This window comes from Lactobacillus sp. UMNPBX6 (assembly GCF_002553975.1).
Lineage (GTDB): Bacteria > Bacillota > Bacilli > Lactobacillales > Lactobacillaceae > Lactobacillus > Lactobacillus gallinarum.
Genome location: NZ_PCZD01000093.1, coordinates 1 through 3,910 on the forward strand (window position 1 = coordinate 1; position 3,910 = coordinate 3,910).

The following is a 3,910-nucleotide window of genomic DNA, read 5'->3' on the forward strand; positions in this document are numbered from 1 at the left end:
TTATTACATCAAGACTAATAATATGATCTAATTTAGTTAATTATTTCTTACTATACCCTAATGACCTTTTTTGATCTATCAGCTGACGTCAACTTTCATCTGGTAAAAAGCCGTGTTCGACAATCAATAACTGGCGTGCCATCGTCTCAACCACGGACTGCAGATCTTCAAACTTGCGATAATGGCCACTGGCAATGAGTCTGGTGGTGACCGCCGTTTGTTGGGCGATTAAGGCAGAAACGACACCGAAAACGTCATCGACTGACAGGCCCTCACGACGAGGCAGCTGTTCAATTTTCTCGCGAAAAATGCGATCGATTTCAGCGGATATGGCAGTTGTTTCTTGCTGCACTTGTTGTCGCAACGGTTCGGGAAAATGCGGTAAATCAGCATAGGCTTGCATTATCAAGCGGTATTCAGCTGGGAATTTGAATTGTAGTTTCAACTCATACTTAACTGCAGTGGTCATCATGGCAGCCAAGCCAGGGGCATTCTGCCACTTTTTAGGGTCCATGTGATCATAAATTCGATGATAGGCATATTTGAAAGCGTCAAGATACAGCGCTTGTTTATTGCCAAAATAATGGAAGAGCAAGCCCTTAGATACTTGTGCTTGGTTGACAATCTGATCGGTTTTGCTCTTGATGAAGCCTTGCTGGCCGAAAATTTCCGTCGCTGTTTTGAGGATTCGGGTGACCTTTTCAGGATCTGTCACAACATTTTTCATAGGCTCAAATCCTGACGGCGATAACCAGCAATGCCAAGAATAAATAATACTATAGCGCTAACAACCATCACGATTAGCCATGTTTGATCAACGTTTTCAACCGGTACATTGGCAATCCAGCCAAAAGGTGTGAAGTTGCCTGCGTGTTTTGGCAAATCAAACAATCCCCGGAAAATTTGAACGATCAGACCGGCTCCCATATACAGCCAGAATAGACTGCTTAAGCGTGGCCACAGACCGACTAGTGCGATGCCAAGGGCGATAAACGATATCACAGCCGGAACGCTAGCCACGAATAGGCGACCGAGGTACTTGAGCGGCAACGGGTGACTGAGAACAGTGTTCCCAGTGAAGAACAAGGCCAGCAGCCCAGCAGAAAGGACGAACACGCCTGCCAGCAGCCCAAAGCAATAGTAGCTGACACTGATCGTGGTTCGCGTTGGCTTTTCGGCATGAATGACGCTCAAGTAACCAAGGTTGTCATCGCGTTTGAGTCGGAATGCCACTTGGACGCCAGCAGTCACGGCTAATGCGACGAAAATGCCGAGATACATGCCTAAGAATGACAGGACCATGGTCTGATTGGCAGCGTTGATTTGGCCAACATCTAGTATTTTACGATAAAGCGGATTCGTTTTAAGAATGTCGCCAACGCTGCCGAGCACACTACCCATGACGCCGCCAAACACCACGGCGCCGATTAACCACCCAGCAAATAATCTGCGCTCAGTTCGCCACAGTAAGGCAGGGATCGAGCGAAGCCAGCCGGCAGCTTTGGCTCGGCCGGTGCGTTCAGCAATAATCCCGGCGCCCAGATCGCGGTTGCGGGCAATCATGGTGGCGCTGGCCGCAAGCAGAATGCTGACCAGTAAGGCCAAACCTAAAGCCCAGACGTTGTTATCAGTATAGAAGTTTGCTTTTTCGAACCAACCAATTGGTGATAACCACGTCAGATTTTGATGCTGGATATCGGTGACCAGCCGAACCAAATAAGCGGCAGTCAGCACCATGTAGCTCAACATATTGGCTGTACGTGTGTTATTGGTTAGTTGCGCGAATAGCAACGCAATGGCTCCGAATAGCAAGTTGGCGATCACCATCCCCAGTGAAAACAGGAAGTCACCGTACAAGTCAGTACCACCCATGTTGACAGCGGCCAACGAGACAAAATAGAGGATACCCATTATGGCACTGTCGATGAGAAGCTCAAGCGAAGCGGCGGTGATGGCAGCCGTTCGCCCAACATTGCGAGCGCGAACCGTTTCGAGCAAGCCACTTTCTTCTTGACCGCGGGTGTTGCGAATCATCAGCGGCATAACCCATAAGGCCTGCAAAATAATCATGAAGACGACCATCACACCAGCAAACACAATCGCTGTGTTATACGTGTCCACCTTTGGCATCGCGCCAAACATTGCCGCCATGCCCGGCGCTTGCAGCATTTTGACAATCTCTTTAGAGCCCGAGGCCCCGCCTGCAAAGTCTGCTTCCAATTTGCCAGCACCACTGGCAATCATCATGATCAAAATGACAAGCCAGATGAGTGAAAATTTTAGATTTTGTTTGAGGTTTGCCCGAAGCAGATAACCTGCGTTCCGATTACTGTGCCGCATGAGTCTCACCTTGCTTTCCATAATAACGCAGGAATAATTCTTCCAGCGTTGGCGGCGTTGATTGCATGTCGACCACGGTGTTGGCGGCCAGTGTGGTCATGATGGTGCCAAGCGCGTCTCGATCAGCGGTGAAAACCGCCTTGGTGTGCTCGGAATCGCGATAAGTGAGGTCGTGAACGCCAGCTTGCTTTGCCAAAGCAGTCATTGGGGTAGCGGTGGTGACTTCAATTTTGATCCGCGATAGATGCCGTAATTGATCAAGATTGCTGCTCTCAATCACACTACCATCACGGATGATAACAATTGAATCACACATTCGCTCGACTTCGGACAAAATGTGGCTTGATAGCAGCACACTTTTACCGGCTCTTTTCAGTTTTAAAACTTCTTGCTGGAAAATCTGTTCATTTAATGGATCAAGCCCAGAAGTGGGTTCATCAAAAATATACAAATCGGCATCTTGCGACAACGCAGCAATTAACGCTACTTTTTGACGATTGCCTTTTGAATAGGTACGAGCTTTTTTCTTCGGATCAAATTCAAAGGCCTTGATTAGTTCATCGGTCTTTTGATTATGCTGGCGGCCATTTAAACGTAGCAATAGGTCGATAATTTCGCCGCCAGAAAGATTTGGCCATAAATAAACGTCCCCAGGAATATAGGCGATGCGTTGATGAATCGCCGCATCATCCCGCCAGGCATCTTTGCCGAAGACGGTCACTGAGCCGCCACTCTTTTTTAATAAGCCTAAAATAACTCGAATGGTCGTGGATTTGCCGGCCCCACTAGGTCCTAGAAAACCCAGAACCTGACCGGGTGCCAACGTGAAACTGACATCTTTTAATGCGGCAAACTTGCCAAAGTTTTTTTGAAGATGGTCAAGTTCGATAATAGCTGTTGTCATTTTTGTCATCCTCCTTAAGGTCAAACTTGAAACACGTTTTAATATGTCGATATCTGATCAACCTCTACAGTATAGTCGCGATTGACTGACGAGTCAACGAATTATTGACTCGTCAGTCAATTTTTTTGTGACGCCGGATTTACAATGTAAGTGCAACACCTAAATAACTAGACCAAAAAGGCCATGAAGCCTTAAACTTATAAGTGACAAAACCAATAAGTTAGGACGGACTTCATGACCCAATCTAAAGATACCATCAAAAAATCTTAGAAACTGTTTAGTATCTTTTGAGAAGTAACCTGATAAAAGCTAACGAAACCATCATGAGACTAGTGTTGAGCTTACGCTCACAGTTACGCCATAAACGATGATAATTTCCCAACCAACTAAATGAACGTTCAATGAGCCACCGTTGGGGGATAACCGAAAATTGGTGTAACTCATTTCTTTTAACGACGATTACCTTGGCTGAGGTTAAACTGCTAATCTCATTGGCAAAATTTTGGCCGGTATAACCACTATCAACCATCATGGTTCGAACCAATTTAAACTGCTCTAAATTAAGGGTGACGAGTGCAATCGCCCCGTCACGATCAGTGATGTTAGCCCGGGTAATGTTAGAAAATATTGGTTAAATATATCCACTTTATTTTATTTGAATACATT

4 protein-coding genes are annotated in these 3,910 nt (G+C 46.2%); all 4 read right to left on the reverse strand.

Annotation, left to right across the window (positions count from 1 at the left end; translation table 11 throughout):
• Positions 1-88 precede the first annotated feature (88 nt).
• Complete coding sequence (locus CP357_RS09645) at positions 89-727, reverse strand: TetR/AcrR family transcriptional regulator (protein ID WP_089146204.1); 639 nt, start codon at positions 725-727, stop codon at positions 89-91.
• The gene (locus tag CP357_RS09650) at positions 724-2,340 is read right to left on the reverse strand and encodes an ABC transporter permease (RefSeq protein WP_089144295.1); all 1,617 of its coding nucleotides are present in this window, start codon (positions 2,338-2,340) and stop codon (positions 724-726) included. Before CP357_RS09650 ends, CP357_RS09645 begins: the two co-directional genes overlap by 4 nt.
• Entirely contained in the window at positions 2,327-3,244 is a 918-nt protein-coding gene (locus CP357_RS09655; RefSeq protein ID WP_087713299.1) for an ABC transporter ATP-binding protein, read from the reverse strand. The genes CP357_RS09650 and CP357_RS09655 overlap by 14 nt, the downstream gene beginning before the upstream one ends.
• Positions 3,245-3,521: 277 nt before the next feature.
• A complete protein-coding gene (locus CP357_RS10730; protein ID WP_087713300.1) occupies positions 3,522-3,872 on the reverse strand; it encodes a transposase in 351 nt (116 codons plus the stop codon).
• Positions 3,873-3,910 lie beyond the last annotated feature (38 nt).

Bases quoted from the DNA above. Each gene is read 5' to 3' on its own strand.
- CP357_RS09645 (WP_089146204.1), bottom strand. From the start codon at position 727: ATGAAAAATGTTGTGACAGATCCTGAAAAGGTCACCCGAATCCTCAAA.
- CP357_RS09650 (WP_089144295.1), bottom strand. From the start codon at position 2,340: ATGCGGCACAGTAATCGGAACGCAGGTTATCTGCTTCGGGCAAACCTC.
- CP357_RS09655 (WP_087713299.1), bottom strand. From the start codon at position 3,244: ATGACAACAGCTATTATCGAACTTGACCATCTTCAAAAAAACTTTGGC.